Annotated in this window: 16 protein-coding genes and 1 pseudogene; 6 read left to right on the forward strand and 11 right to left on the reverse strand. The window is 61.6% G+C overall.

Annotated features, from left to right (window positions below):
* The first annotated feature begins 86 nt into the window (after positions 1 to 86).
* Positions 87 to 1,397 carry a S1 family peptidase gene (locus tag ASU23_RS19810; RefSeq protein ID WP_058038562.1) on the forward strand — a complete coding sequence of 437 codons (1,311 nt, stop codon included), beginning with the start codon at positions 87 to 89 and terminating at the stop codon, positions 1,395 to 1,397.
* A 79-nt stretch (positions 1,398 to 1,476) separates the two neighbouring features.
* On the opposite strand, the gene ASU23_RS19815 is transcribed toward ASU23_RS19810, so the two are convergent.
* Positions 1,477 to 2,127, reverse strand: coding sequence for a glycine zipper family protein (locus ASU23_RS19815; RefSeq protein ID WP_003943407.1), 651 nt, complete (start codon positions 2,125 to 2,127; stop codon positions 1,477 to 1,479).
* A 359-nt stretch (positions 2,128 to 2,486) separates the two neighbouring features.
* On the opposite strand from ASU23_RS19815, the gene ASU23_RS19820 reads away from it, so the two are divergent.
* On the forward strand, positions 2,487 to 5,684 hold the full coding sequence (locus ASU23_RS19820) for a (Fe-S)-binding protein (protein WP_058038563.1): 3,198 nt from the start codon (positions 2,487 to 2,489) through the stop codon (positions 5,682 to 5,684).
* A gap of 173 nt (positions 5,685 to 5,857) precedes the next feature.
* Here ASU23_RS19820 and ASU23_RS19825 read toward each other — a convergent pair whose 3' ends face one another.
* Positions 5,858 to 6,313, reverse strand: coding sequence for a hypothetical protein (locus ASU23_RS19825; RefSeq protein ID WP_007726677.1), 456 nt, complete (start codon positions 6,311 to 6,313; stop codon positions 5,858 to 5,860).
* 45 nt (positions 6,314 to 6,358) lie between these two features.
* Positions 6,359 to 7,537 carry a DUF6745 domain-containing protein gene (locus tag ASU23_RS19830; protein WP_058038564.1) on the reverse strand — a complete coding sequence of 393 codons (1,179 nt, stop codon included), beginning with the start codon at positions 7,535 to 7,537 and terminating at the stop codon, positions 6,359 to 6,361.
* A 245-nt stretch (positions 7,538 to 7,782) separates the two neighbouring features.
* Here ASU23_RS19830 and ASU23_RS19835 point away from each other — a divergent pair, with 245 nt between their 5' ends.
* On the forward strand, positions 7,783 to 8,715 hold the full coding sequence (locus ASU23_RS19835; protein WP_058038565.1) for a hypothetical protein: 933 nt from the start codon (positions 7,783 to 7,785) through the stop codon (positions 8,713 to 8,715).
* Here ASU23_RS19835 and ASU23_RS19840 read toward each other — a convergent pair.
* Positions 8,705 to 10,645 carry a prolyl oligopeptidase family serine peptidase gene (locus ASU23_RS19840; protein ID WP_058038566.1) on the reverse strand — a complete coding sequence of 647 codons (1,941 nt, stop codon included), beginning with the start codon at positions 10,643 to 10,645 and terminating at the stop codon, positions 8,705 to 8,707. The genes ASU23_RS19835 and ASU23_RS19840 overlap by 11 nt on opposite strands.
* Before the next feature lie 76 nt (positions 10,646 to 10,721).
* Here ASU23_RS19840 and ASU23_RS19845 point away from each other — a divergent pair, with 76 nt between their 5' ends.
* The 3 genes from ASU23_RS19845 to ASU23_RS19855 all read left to right on the forward strand — a co-directional run bounded on the left by ASU23_RS19845 (position 10,722) and on the right by ASU23_RS19855 (position 15,439).
* Positions 10,722 to 11,975 (forward strand): pyridoxal phosphate-dependent aminotransferase, encoded by a 1,254-nt coding sequence (locus ASU23_RS19845; RefSeq protein ID WP_003943683.1) that lies wholly within the window; start codon positions 10,722 to 10,724, stop codon positions 11,973 to 11,975.
* A 509-nt stretch (positions 11,976 to 12,484) separates the two neighbouring features.
* Positions 12,485 to 13,747, forward strand: a complete 1,263-nt coding sequence (locus ASU23_RS19850; RefSeq protein ID WP_003943628.1) for a YibE/F family protein — start codon at positions 12,485 to 12,487, stop codon at positions 13,745 to 13,747.
* Positions 13,748 to 14,131: 384 nt separating this feature from the next.
* Complete coding sequence (locus tag ASU23_RS19855; protein WP_253741408.1) at positions 14,132 to 15,439, forward strand: lipopolysaccharide biosynthesis protein; 1,308 nt, start codon at positions 14,132 to 14,134, stop codon at positions 15,437 to 15,439.
* On the opposite strand, the gene ASU23_RS19860 is transcribed toward ASU23_RS19855, so the two are convergent.
* The 7 genes and pseudogenes from ASU23_RS19860 to ASU23_RS34930 form a co-directional block, all read right to left on the reverse strand.
* Positions 15,421 to 16,269 (reverse strand): glycoside hydrolase family 16 protein, encoded by an 849-nt coding sequence (locus ASU23_RS19860; protein WP_214514601.1) that lies wholly within the window; start codon positions 16,267 to 16,269, stop codon positions 15,421 to 15,423. The two genes, ASU23_RS19855 and ASU23_RS19860, sit on opposite strands and share 19 nt — an antisense overlap.
* Positions 16,270 to 16,372: 103 nt before the next feature.
* On the reverse strand, positions 16,373 to 17,089 hold the full coding sequence (locus ASU23_RS19865) for a glycoside hydrolase family 16 protein (RefSeq protein ID WP_074447124.1): 717 nt from the start codon (positions 17,087 to 17,089) through the stop codon (positions 16,373 to 16,375).
* A 174-nt stretch (positions 17,090 to 17,263) separates the two neighbouring features.
* Positions 17,264 to 17,482 (reverse strand): hypothetical protein, encoded by a 219-nt coding sequence (locus ASU23_RS19870; RefSeq protein ID WP_007726658.1) that lies wholly within the window; start codon positions 17,480 to 17,482, stop codon positions 17,264 to 17,266.
* Positions 17,479 to 19,731: a hypothetical protein gene (locus ASU23_RS19875; RefSeq protein WP_058038568.1), complete on the reverse strand. Its 2,253-nt coding sequence runs from the start codon at positions 19,729 to 19,731 to the stop codon at positions 17,479 to 17,481. Before ASU23_RS19875 ends, ASU23_RS19870 begins: the two co-directional genes overlap by 4 nt.
* Positions 19,728 to 21,743 (reverse strand): glycosyltransferase family 2 protein, encoded by a 2,016-nt coding sequence (locus tag ASU23_RS19880; RefSeq protein ID WP_047269050.1) that lies wholly within the window; start codon positions 21,741 to 21,743, stop codon positions 19,728 to 19,730. The genes ASU23_RS19875 and ASU23_RS19880 overlap by 4 nt, the downstream gene beginning before the upstream one ends.
* Before the next feature lie 2 nt (positions 21,744 to 21,745).
* Positions 21,746 to 22,513, reverse strand: a complete 768-nt coding sequence (locus ASU23_RS19885; protein WP_216637132.1) for a glycosyltransferase family 4 protein — start codon at positions 22,511 to 22,513, stop codon at positions 21,746 to 21,748.
* A 74-nt stretch (positions 22,514 to 22,587) separates the two neighbouring features.
* Positions 22,588 to 22,706, reverse strand: a pseudogene (locus ASU23_RS34930) (IS481 family transposase); the annotation flags it as partial.

A 22,706-nucleotide genomic window follows, 5' to 3' on the forward strand; every position in this document is an offset into this window, starting at 1 on the left:
CTGTGATCGGCTCACCACAAGTCCGTGAGCCGTATCCGTGTGCTCCCAGGGGGGTGGTACGCGGTCAACGAAGTGGAAAGGCCCACATGCGAAGCTCCATCGCACGTCGCGCCGCAGTGTTCGGTTCGGCCGCGCTGCTGCTCCTCGGACCGATTACCGCGGTCGCGAACGCAGAACCGAACGAATCCGGGGTATCCGATCAGGCAGCCCATCTGCCCGTCGAACTCGCCGAAGCCCTACAGCACGACTTGGCGCTGACGCCCGACCAGTTCGTCTCGCGTTCCGAACTCGCGCAGAAGCTCGCGGAGTTCGCCGCCATCGCGCGCGTCCAGTTTCCCGACTCTTTTGCCGGAGTGTGGCTCGACGACCTCGGCAAGGGCATCGTCGCTCTCGCTGACGGTCGCGACAAGGATGCTGCCCGCGAGGCCGCCGAGAAGGCCGGTTTCGAGGTCAAGGACGTCGCGCAGAGCGAGCAGGCTCTGCAAGGTCAACTCTCGGCACTCAACACCTGGCTCGATTCGCAGCCTGCCGAGGTCGCAGACCTCGTGCGTGGCATCGCCGTCGACGTCGTCGGCAACGGAGTCGCCCTCACGGCCGATCCTGCCGCCGGCATCGAATTGCCTGAATTCCTGAAGCGGACCGTCGTCCATACCGCTGCTCCGCTACTGGTTCCCCCGATCGTCGCGGACCTCATCCCCGCAACCGGATCCGCAACCGGCGACGCTGCACTGGGCGGAGACGCCTTCGGCGCAACCTCCGGTAACACAGGACTGCGTTGTTCATTCGGCTTCAACGGCACCGACGGTTCAGGACGCACAGTCAACATCAGCGCCGGTCACTGCGATCCCAACCGTGCCGCTGCCGGCACCTCGAACTCCAGCCAGGTCTTCCCGATGGTGAACAACCAGACCGGGCCCCGCGTCGGGTACTTCGCCAAGAGCAGCTTCGACGGGCGCGACTACTCGATCATCAACATCGACGACAACGCGAAGTACCGCTTCGAGAACAACAGCGTGCGGGTCCCGTTCAACCGCTCGGTCAACATCACCGGTACCGCCGATCCTGTCGTGGGCGCCCCGGTCTGCAAGGCAGGATCGACCACAGGCTTCAGCTGCGGCGTCGTCACCGGCGTCAACCGCGTCGCAAAGGTTTTGGATCACACCCTCGACAACGGCTTCACCACCAACATCTGCGTCCTGCAGGGTGACAGCGGTGGCCCCATCGTCTCCGGAACGTTGGCAGTGGGCATCACGAGTGCGTCCAACGTCGCCACCTCTCCCCTGTGCGAGATCGCTCAGGCAGAGACACTGTTCGGGCAAGATGCCCCGACCCAGTACGCGACGCCGATCAACGACATCCTCGCCGCCAACCCAGGCCTGAAGGTTCGCGACTACTGATCACACGCATTCCTCGAGACAGCAAAACGGGCGCCACACCTTCTGAAGGTGTGGCGCCCGTTTCGGCATTCGTGACGTTCTACTGGAAGAGAGTTGTTCCAGCCGGAGCGTTCAGAACCTTGATCAGGTCCAAGCCCGCGACGACGGCGGTTCCGCCACCGGCGAGGATGGTACCGGCGACTCCACCGATACCGGCCCCTGTGACCATGCCGGGCAGGCAGCCGACGACCAGGCCGGGCAGACCCACGATGCAACCGATGACCGCCCCGACGATCGTGCCGGTGAGGCTACCGATCTGCGTGGCAAGCCCGAGCTGTGACTGGAACTTCTCGATTGCCTTCTGATCCTCGTCAGGCGAAGCAACCGGGGTGAACTCGGCAGCGACCGGCTTCGGCTTGGAGCTGGCCGGGTCCAGGTTCGGCTTGAGGGTGAGGGTCTTGCCGTCCTCACTGACGGTCTCGTCGAACGGGAACTGAACGTCGCCGAGGTTGAACGCGAGCGGAAGGCTCACGAGAGTTGCGCCCTGGCTGTTCTGCAAGTCGACGTGAGTTCCGTCGCCCGAGACCCGGAATGCTCCGGCGTCGATGGTGGTGACAACGGCCTGGTCGACGACCTCGGCGGTGTACGAAACGTCGGGTGACGTCTCCGGAGCTGCGTAAGAAGTACCTGCAGCGATGCCCGTAGCGGCAATGGTCATCGCTGCGACGGCCGCAGCTTTTCGAATGAACATTTTTGATCCTCCCCGGGATCGGGCGGGCGTCAGTCGATGACTCACACCACCCGTTTCCCCTGTGCGTGACGGGCGTAACGATAACAGCCGGTCGGTTGTTCTCACCTGCTCGGAACCCGACTTAGGGCTGCCTGACAGATGGACACCTGACGGGCACCGCCTAACGTGACGACCAGACATGTCTGCGTCTGGCCCAGCCCGTCCGACGCAGAAGATCGATCTCTCCAGGCCACGAGCGGTTACCAGCCGGTACCTACAGGCTGGTAATGCTAGTTACTGGCGGGTAACATAACGCAGGTTAGTATCAGTGGGCTGTCCCGAGGTGGCCGACGCGTCGCCCTGAAACGAAAGGCCGCGACATGAATGCCCTGACGATTACGTTGGGCACGATTGGTGCTCTGCTGAGCTTGGTGTGTTGGTACATCTTCCTCTCAGGCGCGCTGAGGATGTTCAACACCGTGCGCATCGGCCAGTCGGCACCCGATCGATGGCGCCCGTTCTTCCCTCGCTTCAAGCAGATGATCATCGAGTTCATCGCGCACACGCGCATGAACAAGTTCCGCAGCGTCGGCTGGGCCCACTGGCTCGTCATGGTCGGCTTCCTCGGTGGGTTCCTGCTGTGGTTCGAGGCCTACGGCCAGACGTTCAACCCCGAATTCCACTGGCCCATCTTCGGTAACACGTGGGCGTGGCACCTGTGGGACGAGATCCTCGGCCTGGGCACCGTCATCGGTATCACCACGCTGATCGTGATCCGTCAGCTCAACCACCCGCGTCTGCCCGCGCGCCTGTCCCGTTTCGGCGGCTCCAACTTCAAGGCTGCCTACGTCATCGAAGGCATCGTCCTGCTCGAGGGCCTGGGCATGATCATGGTCAAGGCCGGCAAGATCGCGACCTACGGTCACGCCAACCCGTGGACCGACTTCTTCACCATGCAGGTCGCGAAACTGCTTCCCGCCAGCCCCGTCATGATCTCGGTGTTCGCATTCGTGAAGCTGATGACCGGCATGATCTGGCTCGCGATCGTGGGCCGCAACATCACCTGGGGCGTCGCGTGGCACCGCTTCTCGGCGTTCTTCAACATCTACTTCAAGCGTGAAGACGACGGCACCGTCGCCCTCGGCGCGGCAAAGCCCATGATGTCCAAGGGCAAAGTCCTGACGATGGAGAACGTCGACCCCGACACCGACACTCTCGGCGCCGGAAACATCGAAGACTTCTCCTGGAAGGGCTGGCTCGACTTCACCACCTGCACCGAGTGCGGTCGTTGCCAGTCCCAGTGCCCCGCGTGGAACACCGGAAAGCCGCTCTCTCCCAAGCTGCTCATCATGTCGCTGCGTGACCACGGCTACGCCAAGGCCCCGTACCTGCTCGCTGGTGGACGCAAGGACATGGGCGGCGACGAGATCGGTCTCGTCGACAGCGAAGGCAATGTCAAGGAAGGCGCCCTCGCAGCCATCCCCGAGGCGGCACGCCTCGAGGCCGACCGCAAGCTCGTCGGTGAAACCGTCGAAGGCGAGATGGCCCCGGTCATCGACGCCGAAACCTTGTGGAGCTGCACCAACTGCGGCGCCTGCGTCGAACAGTGCCCCGTCGACATCGAACACGTCGACCACATCATCGACATGCGTCGCTACCAGGTCCTGATCGAATCGGAGTTCCCCTCCGAGCTCGCCGGCCTGTTCAAGAACCTCGAGAACAAGGGCAACCCCTGGGGTCAGAACTCCAAGGACCGTCTCAACTGGATCAACGAGATGGACTTCGAGATCCCTGTCTTCGGCAAGGACGCCGACAGCTTCGAGGACTACGAGTACCTCTTCTGGGTCGGCTGCGCCGGCGCCTACGAAGACCGTGCCAAGAAGACCACCAAGGCTGTCGCCGAACTCCTCGCCACCGCGGGAGTGAAGTTCATGGTCCTCGGCGCCGACGAAACCTGCACCGGCGACTCCGCACGTCGTGCCGGCAACGAGTTCTTGTTCCAGCAGCTCGCGATGCAGAACATCGAGATGCTCAATTCGGTCTTCGACGGTATCGAGCAGAAGAAGCGCAAGATCGTCGTCACCTGTGCGCACTGCTTCAACGCCCTCGGCAACGAGTACCCGGAGGTGGGCGGCGACTACGAGGTCGTGCACCACACTCAGCTGCTCAACCGTCTGGTGCGCCAGAAGAAGCTGATCCCGGTTGCGTCCGTGAGCGAAGACGTCACCTACCACGACCCGTGCTTCCTCGGACGCCACAACAAGGTTTACGACGCTCCCCGTGAACTCATGGAAGCCTCAGGCTCCAAGCTCGTCGAAATGCCGCGTCACGGCGAACGTTCCATGTGCTGTGGTGCCGGTGGTGCTCGCATGTGGATGGAAGAGAACATCGGCAAGCGCATCAACGTCGACCGCGTCGACGAAGCGCTCTCCACCAACCCCAAGAAGATCGCCACGGGTTGCCCGTTCTGCCGCGTCATGCTCACCGACGGCGTCACTGCCCGCCAGGAGCAAGGCCAGGGCGAAGGCGTCGAGGTCGTCGACGTCGCGCAGCTGATGCTGAACTCCGTCACTCGTCTCGATCCCGCCCAGCTCGGCGAGAACATCAAGGTGATCCCACGCGAGAAGGCACCGGTCGCTGCTGAGGCAAAGGCTGAGACCGTCGAGCAGGATCGGGTCGCCGAAGTCGAGGAAGCCGCCGCGACTCCGGAAGCCAAGGCTGCACCGGCAGGCAAGGGTCTGGCCATGAAGGGCCTCGCCAAAGCACCAGGTGCAAAAGCTCCCGGCGCCAAGGCACCCGGCAAGGGGCTCGGAATGGCCGGCGGGGCCAAGGCTCCCGGCGCCAAGAAGGCGGCTCCCGCCGCAAGCGCGGAAGCTCCCGCTGACGAAGCTGCTGCACCGGCAGCACCTGTCGCAAAGCCCAAGGGTCTCGGCTTGGCAGGCGGGGCCAAGGCACCCGGCGGCAAGGGACTGCAGATGAAGGGCGCCGCCAAGGCACCCGGAGCAAAGGCCGCTGCCGCACCGGCAGCGGAAGCTCCGGCTGCTGAGGCTGCTGCACCCGAAGCTGCTGCACCCGTCGCCAAGCCGAAGGGTCTGGGCCTGGCGTCCGGCGCCAAGGCACCCGGCGGCAAGGGACTGCAGATGAAGGGTGGGGCCAAGGCTCCTGGTGCAAAGGCTGCTCCTGCTTCTGAAGCACCTGCTGCTGCTCCGGCAGAGGCTCTGGCAGAGGCTCCGGCTGCACCGGCAGAGGCTCCGGCCGCCGAGGCGGAAGCCCCGAAGGCTCCGCCTGCCGCCAAGGCCGGCGGACTCGGATTCAAATCGGGCGCAAAGGCTCCCGGTGCCCGGAAGGCAGCTCCCGCTGCGGCCCCGGCGCCGGCTGCTGAGGCCCCGGCTCCCGAGGCCGAACCTGTGAAGGCAGAACCCGCCGCCGAACCTGTGAAGGCAGAACCCGCCGCTGAAGCGCCTGCTGAGGCGTCCGCACCCGCGGAAGCTCCGGCGCCTGCTGCCGCGCCGCCCGCCCCCAAGGCAGGCGGACTCGGATTCAAGGCCGGCGCGAAGGCTCCTGGCCGCAAGAAGTAAGCGCACCACACGCGAATGCCCTCACCGTCACGGTGAGGGCATTCGTGTTTGTGCGGGAGCCTTTGCCGACCGAGCACCCTTTCCCTCGACCCGACACACCGTCCAGCACACGGAAACCGGTGCTCGCCCTGTGCAAGTGGTGCTCACTCCCCCGCCAACTCGAGGCCGGCGTGTCAATCGGCGACAAGCATCACCGCACCGCGCGCACGCCCGACGCCCCTTTCCTGCTGCCGGCCGATGACGTATCGTCCCGGAGCGATGCCGGTCGCGCCGTGCTCCGGGTGGATGAGGTACGCGGTCACTCGGGCGTCGAGCATGCCGAGTGCAAGGCCCCGAGCATCTTTCACCGGCGTCGACCACGTGCACTCCCCTTCGTCTGCAACCAGACTGTGGGGGTTCCCTCCCGCCGCACTTCGCAGCAGTTCCACGCCGGAGAGCGGCACTCTCACAGAGCGTGTCCATGGCAGAGGCGCCACGATATTTGCGAGCAGCGAAAACGGGACCACGATGAGATCGCCTTGCGCCTGAAGTCCGTCGATCACAGGAATGGACACTTCCTGGTCCAGGTAGTCGAAGACATCCAGGCCGGTGAGGGTGGTGAGAGCGGACAAGGTCATGTTCGAGTTCATAAGTATCTCCCAGGGTTTGAGGATTGAGGGTAGAGGGTTCGGGATTCAGGTTCGACGAACGAGACGGGAATAGTCGGTACCGGTGATGCCGTAAGTCCATCCGGCGGCATCCAACGCGGAGGTAAACCATCCGGGTACGTGAAGGCCGTATCGACGCCGATGCCCGTCGCGTTCGAGAGAACCGTTGACCGCGAGGAGAATCCGTCCACTTCGACCCCAGCCCTCCGGCGACGCGTAGAGCTGCAGCAGGCAACCGGCGTTACCGGGATCGTCGGTTTGGTCGACCAGTGTCAGGCCCGCCAGCTCGATGTAGGAATCCCAGCCGATCCGCTCGATTGCACATCGACGGATCTCGACGTTGCGCTCGTGCGCGATGCGTTCGGCGGTGGGGTCGAGCACTACCCACTCTGGAACGATCACTCCGTGTAGAACGAACGCCGTTGTACCGTCTACGAATTCGATTGCGGGGGAATCAGAATGATGCAAGCGCCGTGCTCCCTGCGCGCTGCCCGGAATCGGTTCGGCATGTAAGGCGGTGGGTCGTTCCGCCATGATGCACACGTCGTCGAACGCCCACCACCACCCGGTCGAGTCGGCCAGTGCGGTCTGCACGTCGAGGAGTTCACGGTCTTCCGAGCGGAAAGTCGCAAGACCGAATCGATGACATGTGTCGTAGTACGCGATTCGATGTGCGTCCTGCTGCCCGTACCAGGTCACTTCCCCGGCCACCGGAGTCGACATCGTTCGTATCGCAGCTGCGACGCCGTCGAACAGCGTGGTGTGCAACGATTCCCAAATGGACGCCCTGATCAGGCGCTCCCCCTGCCGGCGTTCCATCTGCCAGCCAGTTCTCCGACATTCGATTCGCGCGTCCATGCGTCGGCGCGAAGCCGCAAACATGCTCGCGATATACCCGGAAGCGCAGTCGAGGCCGGTGCCGTCCAATGACATCTTGGTCGACAGTCCTTCGGTGACGATCAGGTCCGAACCAGCAGACGGCGACGGGACCCAGACGAACTCCGGTTTCGGGAGCCCGGAGCGTCGATACAGTTGCGCGACAGAGGCTTCTGCGGTGTTTCGATCAGCAGGACGAGTACACAATCCGCGTTCGAGCCACACGTCGCGGATCTTTTCCAGGGCCAGACTGTCTTCATCGAAGAGATTGAAGTTCTCGGGCAATGTCGCTCGATGTGATGCCGACGAGCGAATCGGTGCGGCGCTCACGCGACGGTGGCGGTGTCCGCCTTTCCTGTAGTCATAGTTGAACAGCCTGGCACGCGAACGCTCCGGACGCAAGGGTTTCCTAGAGCGCGACACCGGGAACCTGCCACCGTTTCCCCATACCGAACACCCTCTCCAGCGACGCGAAACCGGTTCGAACTGTGGACAAGTGGTGTTCACTCACGGCTATCCACACCCCCGGGGTCACGGCTTCCTTTCCAGCGCCGGGCACAGCAAGATCGATCGACATGGGGGAACAGACACATATCATCCGCAGGCCGGACCAACTGTCGATCGGTCGCACCGATGCCGAGATCCGACAGGCCTGCGCTAGTGGAACCTGGGCCAGAATCCATCGTGGTGCGTACGTGGACAGCGGCCACCTGTCCCGCCTCGACGCATACGGACGACATCGATTGCGGGCAGAGGCCGTGGCCTGCGCCGCTTCACCCGGTGCCACTGTCAGCCACGTCTCGGCTGCGGTTCTGCACGGTTTCGAACTCTGGAACACTCCGCTCGAGGTCGTTCACCTGTCCCGGAACCGGCGAGGTGGTGGCCGAAAGTCCGCTCGACGTCACGTGCACTCGACATGGCTGGCGGACAACGAGATCACCGAAGTCGATGGGCTGCGCGTCACGACTCCGGCACGAACTGTTGCGGATCTCGCGAGGACACTCACTTTCGAACAGGCTCTCGTCGTGGGCAATTCAGCGTTGCACCGTTCAAGGTTGACCAAGGACGCGGTTGCAGCCTCGCTGGCACTCAGCCCGAACCATCCGCGCCATCGACATGCGCTCCACGCGCTCACCGCGATGGACTCCCGCATCGAAAGCGTCGGTGAATCACGGAGCCTCGCATTGTTCCTGCACGAACACCTGCCGCTCCCCGAACCCCAGGTCGACATCCACGACGCTCGAGGGTTCGCCGGCCGCGTCGACTTCCTGTGGCGTGAGCAGCGCACCATCGGAGAGTTCGACGGCCGCGTCAAGTACGGCCGACTGGTGCCAGCCGGTCGCAGCCCCGAGGACGCGCTCTGGAACGAGAAGCTCCGCGAAGACCGACTCCGTGACGCAGGGTGGGAGGTCGCGAGGTGGACGTGGGCCGACCTGTCGACCCCGTCACTGGTGGCAAGTCGGATCCTGGCGGCCTTCGCGCGCAGCCACGGGGCCGTCAGCTACTGATCGCAGGCTTCCACAGCTCGAGCGTCGGAATGCCGGGTGGAGTGAATCCGAGCACCTGCCCGTAGAAGGACAGCTCGGCGTTGCGTGAGCTGATGATGGTCGACTGCTTGCGGAATCCGTGAGATTCACCCTCGTAGGCCAGGTACGCGTGCGGAATGCCCTTGGCCACCAGAGCATCCCGGAATCGCTCCGCCTGCGAGGGTGGCACGATCGGATCGTCGAGACCCTGGAGAAGCAACACCGGGCAGTTCAACCCGTCGACGTTGTTGAGTGGAGCACGTTCCGCGTACAGGTCGGCAGATTCCGGCAGCGGGCCGATCAAACCGTCGACGTAACGCGATTCGAAATCGTGAGTTTCCTGCACGAACAGGTCCAGTTCGGCCACGCCGAAATAGGAAGCACCACAAGCGAACACGTCGGACGTCGTCAGTGCGGCCAGAACGGTCCAACCACCGGCGGATCCGCCTTCGATGGCAAGACGGGCCGGATCGGCAAGCCCCTGCTCGGCCAACCCGTTGACGGCGGTGACGACGTCCTGCACGTCGACGACACCCCACTGACCACGCAATCGATTACGGTACTCACGTCCGTAACCGGTCGACCCGCCGTAGTTCACGTCGACGACGCCGATTCCGCGGCTGGTGAAGAAGGCGTAGACGAGGTTGAGGGCCGGTGCGACGTGCGCCGTCGGCCCACCGTGAACAAACGCGACATACGGCGGTCGTTCATCGTCGAGCCCTTTGTATCGCGGACTGCGCGGCGGATACGCAACGGCGTGAACTTCTCGCCCGTGTCCGTGAGCCACGACGGCTCGCGCTTCCGGAAGGTAGGCAGACTCGGGCAATTCTTCGACCGACGAACGGATTTCGGTGAGTTCGCCGGTACCGAGGTCCAGTTCACGTAGCGCGCCCGCCAGTTTCGCGCCTCCCGAGATGAGCAGTAACCGATCGTTGCGAACTTGCATGAGGCCGATGCTGGTGACACCCGGGGTCGCGATGTCGCGCAGTTCCCCCGACGCCGGGTCGAGTACCGCCAGCGTGTCGGTTCCGACGGTGCGTGCGGTGAGAAGGTGCCCGTTGCCGAGTTCGACGAACCAGCGCCCACCGAAGCGCCACTGCGGGCCACCGAAATCCGCGTTCACCGGGCAAATCGGGCTGATCTTGCCGCCGACGCGATAGATGTTCCACCAGCCGCTGCGATCGCTGATTGCGTAGAGTTCGTCGTCGGTGATCCACTCCGGCTGCAGGACGGACTCTTCAAGTCCGCCGATCAGCACGGAATACGCCTGAGCGACGCCGTCGACGAGTGGAGCTACCCTCAGTTCGGTACCGTCCCAGGGCATTTGCGGATGGTTCCATGCGATCCAGGCGATCTTGGTTCCACTCGGCGAAAGCCTCGGTGACGAGAGGAAGTCCGAGCCGCCGACGATCGAGCGGATGTTGCCGGAACCGTCCAGCGGAATCGCGCAGATATCGCGAGTGATCACCCCGTCCTCCGCGTGCGCTTCCCGAACCGCCCACACCTCGCCGTTCACGATCTGCAGGTCTGCGTATCGCAATGCGGCCGGCGACGCCGGTTCGGGCGTCAGAGCCCGTGGAGTGACTCCTTCGAGGATGTACACCCGTTGATCGGAGAATTCACTGAAGACCAGTTTTCCGGACTCGGTGACCGTCCAGGCGCCACCGCCGTACTCGTGAACCCTGGTTCGCGCGTTCCACGGCGCGGGGAGGATGTCGACGGGTTGGTTGTCGAGACCAGATCGACGGATCGAGGTCCGACCACCCTCGGTCGGACGAAGTTCAGCCCACCAGATCTCGTCACCGACGTATCGTCCACCCTCGACAGGATGCCCACCTGCAGCCAGATCAGCTGCTCCGATCGGAGAAGTCCACGATCCGTACGGGGCTGCAATCTGCTCGCTGGGGGTCATCGCTCGACAATAGCCAACGGGGCGTGCGACACGGTCCCCGACAATGCACTTGCACAGTGGTGGAATCATGTAACTCGTGAGCACACCAGAACCCGTCCGCCACCGTCAGCCGCAGCGCGAGCTGGAGCAGTCGTCGAAGCTCCAGAACGTCCTGTACGAAATCCGTGGACCGGTGCACGCGCATGCCGCCCGGTTGGAGGCGGAAGGACACCGGATCCTCAAGCTCAACATCGGCAACCCGGCACCGTTCGGATTCGACGCCCCCGATGTGATCATGCGGGACATGATCGCCGCCCTGCCCTATGCACAGGGCTATTCGGAGTCGAAGGGCATTCTGTCGGCGCGGCGCGCAATCGTGACGCGTTACGAGCTGGTTCCCGGCTTCCCCGAGCTCGACGTCGACGACATCTACCTCGGCAACGGTGTTTCCGAGCTGATCACGATGACCATGCAGGCCCTCCTCAACAACGGCGACGAGGTTCTGATCCCAGCACCGGACTACCCCCTGTGGACTGCGATGACGAGCTTGTCCGGAGGGACGCCCGTCCACTATCTCTGCGACGAGGCCAACGACTGGAATCCCGATATCGCCGATATCGAATCCAAGATCACCGACAAGACCAAGGCTCTCCTCGTCATCAACCCGAACAACCCCACGGGTGCGGTGTACTCGATGGAGGTTCTGCAGCAGTTGGTCGATCTGGCACGCAAGCATCAGCTTCTGCTGCTCGCCGACGAGATCTACGACAAGATCCTCTACGACGACGCCAAGCACATCTCGCTGGCAACACTTGCCCCTGATCTGCTGTGCCTGACGTTCAACGGCCTCTCGAAGGCCTACCGCGTCGCCGGCTACCGCTCCGGCTGGGTGGCGATCACGGGCCCGAAGGATCACGCGGCCGGCTTCCTCGAGGGACTCGATCTCTTGGCGTCGACCCGTCTGTGCCCCAACGTCCCCGGACAGCACGCCATTCAGGTCGCCCTCGGCGGTCACCAGAGCATCGAAGACCTGATCCTGCCCGGCGGCCGCCTGCTCGAGCAGCGCGACGTCGCTTGGGAGCGATTGAACATGATTCCGGGCGTTTCGTGTGTGAAGCCTCGCGGCGCGCTCTACGCGTTCCCTCGTCTGGATCCGAACGTCTACGAGATCCACGACGACGAGAAATTGGTTCAGGACCTGCTTCTCCAGGAGAAGATCCTGATGGTTCAAGGCACCGGGTTCAATTGGCCGAATCACGATCACCTTCGGATCGTCACCCTTCCGTGGGCCCGAGATCTCGCCGTGGCCATCGAGCGATTCGGCAACTTCCTCACCAGTTACAAACAGTAGATTCTCACGCTGAATCCGGCTGAAATCGAGTAAACAATTCGTTGTACAAATGCCCCGTAAACGTAAAACTGCGGGGCATTTGTGCGACCTTGGTCACATTTTTCGCAAACCATGCGGTTTGATTGACTCTTTAACTATTTAGTGACCTGCCCCGATGTGAAAACGGTCCAACCGGTACGTGATTCGTTGTGAAATTGGTAGTTGGACAACGCGCCAAATCGGTTTGAAATTGGGTACATTAGTTAGCAGCACTTCGGTGCCGCGAGCACCTGGTATCCCTCCCCCCCCTGTGGATACCAGGTTGGTGGCGGGGACAACCCCCCCTGTTCCCCGCCACCCAGCTCGACCAATCCCAGTTTCACAACCCCTCATCGGTAGCACCGGTTTTCGCCGACTCTGCCTTGAAGCGACACTGCCTTTCACCGACACTGCCGTCAGAAGCTGACCATTCGCTTCGGAGCCGATAACATTGCACCGGTGCAAATCCCCAGTCCGACACTCAGTTTCCGATGAGTCACGGCCACGGCCACGGTGGCCCCATTCAGATCGGCCCCACCGCATCACGCGTCGTCATCGGGTTGCTCGTCGTCATCGGCATGGTCGTCGTCGCGGCAGCTGTCGCACTGTGGCCGGACAAGAACACCATTCCCGTCCCACTCCCCTTCCAGAATGCCGACGGCAGCTCGGTGGAAACCGAGGCGGGCACCGTCACGATGCAGGATCTCGGTGACTGCGGAAGTTCCTCTGCCGGAAGGGTATTCGTCGGTGCCCCGCAACCGCCGCCTACCTCCGCCTACCAGTGCCAGCGAAGTATCGTCGATATCGAATCCGGGCCGAATGCCGGAACGAAGACATTGCTCGAGGTCATTCCGGGCGCCGGTCAGCCGGACCTTCGCGTGGGTGACCACATTCGCCTGGTGCGTCAGACCGACCCGAACGGAAACACGCAGTACTCCTTCGAAGACTATTCGCGTGGGCTCCCGCTGGCGTTGATCGTCATCGCGTTCGCCGTCGTCATCATCGCAGTCGCACGGTGGAGAGGGCTGCGCGCACTCGTCGGCCTGGTGATCGCCTTCGGCGTAGTCGTCGGGTTTCTCCTACCCGCTCTGCTCGACGGCAAGCCTGCGATACCGGTTGCGCTGGTCGCCGGGGCGGTGATCTTGTACGCGGTTCTCTATCTGGCGCACGGGGTCTCACTCAAGACCAGTTCTGCTTTGCTCGGCACCCTTGCCGCCATGGTGCTCGCCGCGGTTCTCTCCTACCTCTGCATTGAACTGACACACCTCACCGGTTTGTCTGAAGAGCAGAACACCAATGTTCAGACCTATATCGAGCACATAGACATCACCGGCCTGCTGCTGGCGGGCTTCATCATCGGCTCGCTCGGCGTTCTCAACGACGTCACCATCACCCAGGCATCCTCGGCATTCGAGTTGGCCGAACTCGACAAGCATGCGTCCCGTCGAAAAGTCTTCGGCGGTGCGATGCGGGTCGGACGTGATCACATCGCCAGCACGGTCTACACCTTGGTTCTCGCGTACGCGGGTGGGGCGCTGCCACTGCTACTGCTCTTCAGCGTCAGCGGGCGCCCTCTTCAGGACGTCCTGGTCGGTGACGCCGTCGCAATCGAGATCGTAAGGTCCGCTGTCGGCGGAATAGCCCTGGCGCTTTCGGTTCCACTCACCACTGCCATCGCCGTGATTCTCGCCCGTCCGCCCGGTAGCGCGGTCAAGGCCGGCCCCACGTCAGGTGGCCGACACTCCAAGCGTTGACACCAGCTGTTCAGCGAAGCAGACGGGAAAGTATGCTCCCACGACGCTTGAACCTGACGCAGTCACAGAGGGCGCAGTCGGTTCCCGCACGATGATGGCTGTGTGCCACCTCTGCATGACCGCATGCACATACTTCGCCCTCGCCATTAGCCACGGCGCCATCGTACTGGACTGCACAAACCCGACCAGTCGGTCGCATCAGGCAAATCGCTCGCACATGGAAGTTCACAATTTATTCGCGCTATCACCCGCCTTGAAGTGCAACGATTCTCAATAGAGCAATTTTGACCGACCCGTCGACATGCACAAGTTAACTACTGGCAAGTAGCATCGGAAGATCGACTTCCGAAAGTGGACATGACGCACTCATCACCGGTCACAACCGTGGCATCACCAGAAACGCCAGCTACAGACAAGCGCAAGTTCGAGTACGACTCGATCGCCGTGCTGATCTCGGGCGCCGTCACGGCAGTACTCGGGCTGGTGTTCTGGGCAGTCACAGCTCGGATGTATCCGGTCGACGTTGTCGGCCGGGCATCTGCGGTGATCAATTCGGCGGTGGTACTGTCCACTCTGTCTACGTTGAGCCTCGGATCGATGTACGAGCGATTCCTACCTTTGGCAGGAAGCCGTGCCGGCGCACTGGTGGCGCGCGGATATCTCCTCGTAGCGCTCCTCGCGACAATCCTCGCCACCGCACTGTTGATGTTCGGTCCACGTGAAAACCTGTTCTCCTCGGGGTGGGCCACGCTCTCGTATGTAGGGCTCGTCGTTACCCTCGCGCTGTTCGCCCTCGAAGACCAGACCACCAACGGTCTTCGAGTTGCGAGGTGGTCAGCCGCGAAGAACATCGTTCATGCCATCGCCAAACTAGCTCTTGTCGCGTCACTGGCATTCACAGCGCATGAACTTGCTGTCGTCGGAGCCTGGGGTGGGTCGGCGGCGATCGCGGCCCTGGTCCTCGGTGTTGCGATACGTCGGAAACTGCGCACGCGAGGTGAGTCCGCGGCCCAACCGGCACTTCCCCCTGCACGTGAACTGTGGTCGTACTTCGGCCACTCGTACGGCCTCATGACGCTCGGTTCCCTTGCCCCGCTTGCAGTGCCGCTCGTTGTCATTTCACTTCTCGGCGCGGAGGAGAATGCATACTTCGCGATAACCTGGGCATTGGTGAGCGCCCTGTTCGTACTCTTCTACATGCTCATGGGCCCATTCGTCTCAGAGGCGAGCGCCTTTCCGACGCAGATACAGTCACTGACCCGTCGATTCATCGCACTACTGTCCGGACTCGCCGTTCTCGGTGCAATCTTTCTCGCACTCGTGGCACCGGTTGCGCTGGGATCCGTCGGCGATCACTATCGGACAGAAGGCACGACCCTACTTCGCTTGTCTGCGATCATCATTCCGATATCCGCACTCGTCGTTCTACACAACGCACTCGCCAGGGTGTACCAAAGAATGGGCTCGGCTGTTGTTGCGCAAGTACTCAACACCATCGTGGTCATCGCCGGATCAATTGTCCTGACACCTCACGTCGGCATAGCCGGTGTCGGCTGGTCCTACCTCGCGGCCGAAATTCTCTCCGCAGCAATTGTTTCGGTTCCACTGGTCGGAATGTTGCGACGCGCCGCACGTACTCCGACTCAAATCGAATCCAACGAATCGACGGTCGATCACCAGCCGGGGGCATAGACGCTCACCCAATCGATTTCGACGTTCGAGACCGCAGGCGTACCCGCAGATGGACAGGACCCCACTCCCCACGCCACTTTCCGCGCGCAGGCCCCGGACTCGGTTTGCAGTCCGAGCCACATCGGCGTCGCCGGAACCTTGGTTGCAGATTCGAACGTAGTCCACACGCGACCGTTGAGAGTGCCGCGAACAATTCCTGGCCCCCACTCCACTCCCACCGTATTCCAGTTGCTGAAGTCGCCTGTGATGTCTGCTTGCCCCTGACCGAATCCATCTGTCGGTGTATTCCAGTGTACGAACGCCGACATCGACTTCCGGTTTCCGTCAACAGTTTCCGCAATGTCGATCTCGGGGGGCCATATTTCATTCTTCGGCCACAACAGAAGATGGAAGCTGATCTCGTCGGACTTGTCTGCCCTAAATCTCATTTCCCATTTGCCATACTGCTGCGCGCGGGTGAAGTTGGAAACCCCACCCGTGAGCCATCGACCATCTACTTGTTGCGCACGAAGCTGCAACTTGCCACCGTCGAGGCGAACCATCGACGGATCCCACCAGCTCGCCGAATTGCCACCTGGTGCACCATAGTAAGGACCCCAGTCCCCGCCCAGCGAACACCGGTCGAAGTTGTCGATGAAGATCTGGCGCCACTTCGGCCAGGTCGAAATATTCCCGACCGGAGCAGGTTTGGTACCGGAGCTCGCTACCGAAGAACACAGCGGAGCTGCGCTCACAGTTGCCTGCGGCACTATTCCCACAAGAACAGACAGAAGAAGAAGATTGAGCCAACCGAAGAACCGCTTCGAAACACGCTGCCGTGGATTTACCATCATGCCACCGTCTAGTCGCAGTGAATGTTCATCTGCTACCAGAGCATAACGCACCAATTGGGACTAAAGGTATAAATTTTCAGCGACAATTAATCCACAGCTACTACCGACGTGGAGTCAGTTCGATCAGTTCGAGATCAGTACTTCGCGCAGACTCGACAGCTGCCAGAGCCGCGAAATCGGGCGAGTAGACGCTGACCCAATCGATATCGATGTCAGCGATTGCCGGCGACCCCGAAACCGGGCAATCCCCCGTTCCCCACTCCCTCTGCTTGTCACATGCCCCGGCTTGCGCCTGAATCCCCAACCACATGGAAGTCGATGGAACAAAAGATGATTCGAATTCAGCCCACTCACTATCGTCGACAAGGTATCGAACAATTCCCGGGCCCCACTCCACACCGACGGTATGCCATTCGTCGAATCGACCAGTTGTGTCCGCTTGTGCGAAGTGATGCTCACCTTCGTCGGACCAATGAATGAAAGATGACATCGACTCACGTCGACCCGACACACTTTCCGCGATGTCGATCTCTGGCGGCCATACCTCGTCTCGCGGCCACAGCAACACATGATAGCTGATCTCGTCCGATACCCCCGCCCGCAGACGAACCATCCATTTCCCATAAGTTTGCGACACTGCACTGTTAGAAACACCGCCAGTGACCCACTGGTCGCCATCCTGCTGCGCACGCAGGCGCAAAACCCCCTCGGTGACACTGACTTGCTCAGGCTCCCACCAACTGTGAGGATCACCCCCAGGTTGGCCGCTGTACGCCCCCCACATTTCTCCCAACTCGCAGCGATCGAAGTTGTCCACGAATACTTGCGTCCACCCGCGCAGATCCCCTGTCGGCGCATTCGTGGTGCCTGGCGCGCTCGGTCCTTCTTCACATGCGTCGGTTGGCACGTCACCCGTGACCGAACACCCCACTGACAAGCACAAAGCGACAACTCCACCGAGGGCCGTTATTTTGTTGAACAACAATGTGTTTCACTCCTGACTCGAGATCAGCGCGATCTGGTCGAATCGTAAGAACACCACGGCGACTGCACACAGGACCAGGACGACCCCGAGAACGGTAAGAGCTCTCGCAGCCTTCCCACGGCCGATGGTGCCGAGGTCCGGCACCTGCCGTTCCCGCGTCACCGTAATCAGAGTGAGCACAACGAACAACAATCCGAAGATGCATGCTCCCAACAGATTTGTCATCGCTGTTCCAGGTCGATCTCGGGGGCACCAGCGCGACGCAGCACGGTGACATCGGCATTCTCGACGACGATCTCGAAATTGCCGGACGCGAGCATATCGGCGATGGCATCGTCGAACATTCCCGCAGGGTATCCGTATTGAAGGGATATCTGGGAGGAAGCCTGCTGCGCAACGAATACGTAGTCCGGATCTCGATCAGCGACACATGTATCGAAGTTGTCCAGGCAATCGATCGAATCAACTTGAGAAACCGTCACTCCGGTGAGAATTCGCGGGGAGACCAGTTGCGCGGACGGTCCCCACGCCATGATCGTGGCACCGTCCGGTACTGACGCGAGGAGTGCATCACCAATCCGGATCTGATAAGGCGACGAGTGCTCGAATGAGGTGTTCAACCCTCGAGTAGCGGTGAGAATGACGGAGAGAACGAGAATCGACAGCGACGCCATGACAACACGCGGTATACGCCCGCCACGCCGTCGTCTCGAATTCATCAGAACGTTCCGAAGCGCAGCGGCACTACGCACAATTGTCACGGCGCCAAGTGGAGCCAGGATCGGAGCTGCCATGACAAAACACCGAATGACCACTTCGCCGCCGTAACTCTGTACTGCCACCAATCCGAAGGGAACCACACACAGCACTCCCGACATCAACCACGTCTTTCGTCCACGTGTCAGAACCCAGCCGAGGAACCCGAGCAATCCCATGAAACCTGTAGCTGCGAGCCGCAGATATTGCATTGCTTGGTAGGTCGGCCCGGAGCCGATGCGTTTGCTGACACCGCCTTGCACCGCGCCGCTCACCTGCCCGACATCCGACAGCAACGCCTGAAGGTGGCCTTTCCAGTAGTCGACTGCGCCGTAGCTGAACCAGACGAGAAAGAGCGCGCCGGCGGCCACCCACAACAACCGATAGCGAGTCGATCCCGTCAGCGTGAACATCAACAGTGCACCGACCATCACCATCGGCGTCAACTGGTGTGTCACAACCATCGCCGCCAGAATCACAACCAGAATCGCCTCTACGGCGAGGGTCTGCGCCGAACTCTGTCCAGGCACACGCCCCGGAGTGCGACGAGATGCGCCGACAGTTCTCGCCACCAACCCTCCCTCGACCACGGGGAGTGGAGCACGACGCAGTTGCCACAAGAGCACTGCAATCACGCTGGTGTAGAACATCATTGCGGTTGGTTGTGGCGCAAAGTAGTCCTGTTGGTACCAGTTGAAAAGCAAATAGACAAACACGCCCAGCCATGCCACACGTCGACTCCGTGATATCGACAACCCGATCGAGTAGATCGGCAACGCGATCATCGCGTTGAAGAACACGGGTGCCCAGATGAAAATGGCGGTGAAATCGGTAATCCCGTAGGCGGTACTCATTTGGGCGCTCCCGGAGAAGAATCCAGCCCAACTGAAGCGCGCGTCGGAGGGTGGTGGAAGTTCTCCGAAATGGACGAGTATCTCGATGAGACCACGATGTACGTAAGCTGTGGGGATTGATGTCACCCCGTCTGCAAGGCTTACCAGCAAAGTCGTGAATGTGATCAAAGTCAGTGCTGCGACAGTCAGCACTACTGCGTCGAGTCTGCGCGAAGTCAGTGCGATCCCGGCTACGAGTGAGACCAGGAAAAGCGCAACGTAGTACGCCCACCCGATTTCTGGAATGATTCCTGCCGCGCCTGCGGCAGCGGTGTCCAGAGTTCGAACTGCCACCGCGAAGAAGAGCACTGCAACCGTGATCGTCACACCGGCGAGCATTCGCCGACGCCCTACCCGCGGCGGTCCGATCTCTCGATAGGGCATAACCTTCCACGCCACCGCACAGGAGAGGAGGGACAGCCCGCACAGCACTGTCTGAATCAAGGTCGGATGAAATGCGCCGATAACGAACTGAGACTGCGCAACAATGATGTTGACCGAGAGTGAGAGGCTTATCCCCACTGCCGTCGTGATCACTGGATCCGGAATGCGAACCATGAGTGCAATAGGCACACCAGGAACCAGAACCGTCGTCGCGACCCCGATCAACACGCGCAGTGAGAATGGAACTCCCTCCCCTCCATCGCGGCGAACAAGCAACGCGAGAATCAGCGCGGTACAGGTCAATACAGCGATTGCGATGAGGACGACATGATCGAGTCCCAGTTGTGCGGTGCGAGTGGTTCCGCCGTCATCGAGGTCACCTCGATGACGACCTCGCTTCGTTTCCGCGTCCCCCTTACTCGACGCCTGTCCGACGATCATCGGGACAACTGATCCGCCTGCGCCCGCCTACGACGCAGGCGTAGCTTGCTGGAAGCGTACAGATAGGGGCCGGCCAGATACCCGGCCAGTTCCACTCGCTTGAGATCGCCGGGCATCGTTGTACTTCTGTCACCGAAACGCGCAGTGTCGGGAACGAGAAGCATGCGCACACCTCGGGGCACGACCTTCAACAAACCCAGAGCAGTCCGGTCGCCGCCCGAAATGATCTTGACCAAAACCGCGGACATTCCCGTTCCGTAGCCGTACATCTGGTCCCGCAACTCCGCGACACTCGCGCGGTGATGGTGTCCTACTGTTGCCTCGGGGGCGTAAACCAGCGTCGCTCCAGCAAGAACTACCCGCCGAAACAGGTCGAGGTCTTCGCCTCCGAGCGTCGGTGTTCCGGGTCCGAGTGCCTCGTCGAACCCGCCGAGACGTCGGATGCTTTCGGTGCGGAAGGCCATGTTGTTGCCGCTACCGAGTTCGCCTGCCGTGTAGGGGAAAAGCGGTGAAGTCCCCCGCTGACCCAATCCGATCGAAGCAATTTTCGGCGTCTCCATCGCCCACAAGGTCGTGGTATCGCCCTTGTCGAATATGCCCACTTCCTCGAACCACCGTTGTTCGGCGGTGTCGATGCCAATTCCCACAACGCGACCGGTCACCGCAGCAACCTCGTGGGAGGCGTCGAGCACGAAGACGTCCAAAATCTTCTCGATCCACAATGGGTCGGGCTCCGCGTCGTCGTCGGTGAAGGCCACGATTCGCCCGTTCGCGTGGTGAAGTCCGAGATTACGCGCGGCAGAAGCACCTTTGACTGGTTGTCTCAGTATCACGCAACGCTCGTCGTCCATCGCCGACAGGACCTGGTCCACGCGATCGGTATCAGGTTTGTTGTCGACCACCAGAATTTGCAGATTGTGGTGGCTCTGACCCAACAGAGCGTCCAGTGTCCGAGCGAGCGAATCACGGCCGACGGTGGCCACGACCACAGACACCAGTTCATCGGCGTTTATGTCGTCGCAGTCGTCAACCAGGTGCTCTCCACCGAATACGGTTCTCGCCGAAAGGAACCCGAGCAAGGTGGCAAGGAACCCGAAAATCAGAGCTGCCGCACGGGCTGGCGCGAAGCGATCGCCTCGAATCGAATCCTTGGCTGCGGTGAAGATTCCACTGCTCAAGACACCGACGACGTACGCCCGTTCGTTGGACAACCCGTCCGCGCTCCCCACCGCTTGGGTGAGAATTCGCTTGGACCGACCTTCGTAGAAACAACGTCGACGAAAATAGCGAAACTGCTGGCGGTCGGCAGGAACAAAATGATCGACTGCGAAATCACAGACTCGCAGTATCTTGGCAGTGCGATCCCGCTGGCGGATCTTGATTCCCATCAGCGTCTCCTCACAACCGACCGGCAACGTGCCGACCCGCCCGAGTTCGCTCGAGAACCCGCCGATGGACTCGAGCGCGGTGCGCCGAACCGCCATACATGCGCCGATCGGATTGCGAATCTGTTCTCCGTCTGGTGGGAGGCCGCGGTAGTCGCAGCCGACGACCCAGCCGTATTCCTCCGGAAACCACCGAGCCTTAGACCCCTCGTACCGTGCGTGCACTGCCCCTCCGACTGCCGCAATCGTGGGATCTGCACTCATCGTTGCTCGGATCGCGTCGATCCCGCCAGTTCGGAGGATCGCATCGTCGTCGAGAAATGCCACCAGATGACCGTTGCCTGCACTGATTCCGCAGTTTCTCGCGCCGGACAAGCCCTGCTCGGCAGTGTTGGGCACCACCCGGACCCCCGTTGGTACGTGTGCACGAACATGAGCAAGCATGGACTCGTTGTGATCGATGACAACAACGACCTCGTCGCCTGGGCCGTTTGCCTGGACAGTGGCGGCATCAACCGCAGCGAGCAGCATCTCGAGCCGACTCATGCTGTACGCGCAGATCACCACGGATACCGAACATGTTGTCTTGTCGAGGAATTCGACCTTCGAAACCGGCGACGAAGACATGATCACCCCTGCCCGTTCGAATCGAACCTCGATATTCGCCTCCGCCGTCCTGCGTCACGGAGCAGAGCTCTGTACGTCGTGGCGAACGAATCTGCTCGTCGCTCGATGGACAGGTCGTCTCTGGACCGGCCCAACGCCTCGGCGGCGATTCGGGTGCATAGTGCGGGATCGCCGAGAAGCCGTTGTGCGGCAACGGTCAAAGAATCGACGTCCCCTGTCCGGAAGACCACGCCGGTCCTGTTGTCGTGAACGAAGTCGCGCAATCCTCCACTGTCACTGGCTATCACCGGGACTCCGGAGGCTTGAGCTTCCAACGCGATCAGCCCGAAAGGCTCGTCGTGAGACGGGCACGCGAGGACGTCGACGGCACGCAGAATCGACGGAATGTCATTTCTGGGCGACAGGAACCGATGGGCGCCCGGCATCGATGCCCGCGCCAACGTGTGCAACGCGTCGACAAATGCAGCGTCATTCTTGGCCGGTGCGCCGACAACAGCCAGATGTACGTCAACTCCCGATCGACGCAACGACCCCAGTGCCTCGATCAACTCGCCGATGCCCTTCTCTCTGTCCAACCTCCCCACCACCGCCACGAGCAATGCTCGGGGATCTGCTGACAGCTCGGCGCGAATCGATGGATCGGCCACTCCCGGACTAAATCGAACAGAGTCGACACCTTGATGGACGACCCGGGTCTTCCTCCGTGCCAGCGGGCCCAACTGCTCGAATACAGCCTCGCTCACGGCGACTGCTGCGTTTGCGGTGGACACCGCACTACTCATCACCAGCCGCCCACCACCTGGGGGCACGATGTCGTGCAACTCGAGCAACGACGGCCTTCCTGCTAGTTGTATGAGGAACGGACGTTAGTTACGCGGTGCCGGCGGTAAGCGGCGGGCGGTCGTCCTCCGCGTGTTGAATGCGGTCGATGATAATTGTAGTGAACGTTCCAGATTTCCACGG

The organism is Rhodococcus sp. KB6 (genome assembly GCF_001445685.1).
Lineage (GTDB): Bacteria > Actinomycetota > Actinomycetes > Mycobacteriales > Mycobacteriaceae > Rhodococcus_F > Rhodococcus_F qingshengii.